The organism is Nocardia sp. NPDC059228, assembly GCF_042754245.1.
Classification (GTDB): Bacteria; Actinomycetota; Actinomycetes; order Mycobacteriales; family Mycobacteriaceae; genus Nocardia.
On the sequence record NZ_JBHZAL010000108.1, the window covers coordinates 1 to 1,444 of the forward strand.

The following is a 1,444-nucleotide window of genomic DNA, read 5'->3' on the forward strand; positions in this document are numbered from 1 at the left end:
CCACCGATGTCTGCAACACCGTGTCCGTCGAGATCTTCGCGCCCTGGGTCGTCAGGCCGAGCACGAACGCGGCGGCGAGCATCGGGGTGGGAGAGAACGGCAGCGCCAGCGCCGGTTCCAGTACGGCCGCCGAGGCGGCGCACGTCATCATCCAGCCGAATGAGCCGAGACGTCCGACTGCCGTCGGTGTGACCACGGCGGCGGCGAAGAAGCCCGCCCCCGAGACAACGAGCGCCACCCCCAGCAGCGCGATCCCGTCCTCCTCGGTGTTGGACCAGGCGTAGCGGCAGAGCATCAGGACCATGACGGTCAGCGCCCCGTAGCAGAACCGCATCAGCGTCATGGCGAGCAGCGCGACCGCCGCGTCACGGCGCTCCGCCAAATGGCGCAGCCCTTCGCCGAGTCCGCGTGCGGTGGAGGCAAGAGCGGCCCCGATCCGGGGCTGCACCTGTCCCGGATCAGGGCCGAGGAGATCGCGTGTCATCGTGACCGACGCCAGCGCCGCTGTCAGATACAGCGCGGCGCCCAGCAGCACCACGGCGGCGTCGGAGTCGGAGACGACCAGCCGTACGAGGAAGGCGAGGCCGCCGCCCGCTGTCGCGGCGAGCGTGCCGGCGGTCGGGGAGAGGGAGTTGGCGACGACCAGATGTCCGTCCTCGACGACGCGGGGCAGCGCGGCCGACAGCCCGGCGAGTACGAACCGGTTGACGGCCGTCACGGCGAGCGCGGAGACATAGAAGAGCCAGTCCGGCACGGAGGTGAGGATCAGCAGGGCGGTGCAGGTCGCGAGAGCCGCCCGCAGCAGATTGCCGAAGAGGATGACCTGGCGCCGCCGCCACCGGTCGAGCAGTACCCCGGCGAACGGACCGATGAGCGAGTACGGCAGCAGCAGCACCGCCATGGCCGACGCGATGGCGCCGGGGGAGGTCTGTTTCTCGGGGGAGAACACGACGTGTGCGGCCAGCGCGACCTGGAAGACCCCGTCCGCCGCTTGCGACAGCAGCCGCACGGTCAGCAGACGGCGGAAGTTGGGCAGACGCAGGAGCACGCGCAGATCGCGTACGACAGACATGTGGATCAGCGTCACACACGGCGCGCCCGTCACATACGAAGGGTCCCCGGACGTCATATGCGAAGGGTCCCGGGCAGACTGCCCGGGACCCTTCGCATGGTGCGTATTACAGGGGAGACCGGCGTTCTGCCAATCCGAGCCCCTGGGAGATCCGCCGAGGGATCAGCGCTCGACCTCGCCGCGGATGAACTTCTCCACGTTCTCACGGGCCTCGTCGTCGAAGTACTGCACCGGCGGGGACTTCATGAAGTACGAGGAGGCGGAGAGGATCGGGCCGCCGATGCCGCGGTCCTTGGCGATCTTCGCCGCACGGACGGCGTCGATGATGACACCGGCCGAGTTCGGGGAGTCCCACACCTCGAGCTTGTACTC

The 1,444-nt window shown here is 69.3% G+C and carries 1 protein-coding gene and 1 pseudogene; both read right to left on the reverse strand.

What is annotated here, in order from left to right:
- Positions 1 to 1,072 (reverse strand): MFS transporter (locus ACFXKA_RS42765; RefSeq protein ID WP_379431872.1); only part of this gene is annotated, 1,072 nt, incomplete at its 3' end.
- Between the two features lie 162 nt (positions 1,073 to 1,234).
- Positions 1,235 to 1,444, reverse strand: a pseudogene (locus ACFXKA_RS42770) (inositol-3-phosphate synthase); the annotation flags it as partial.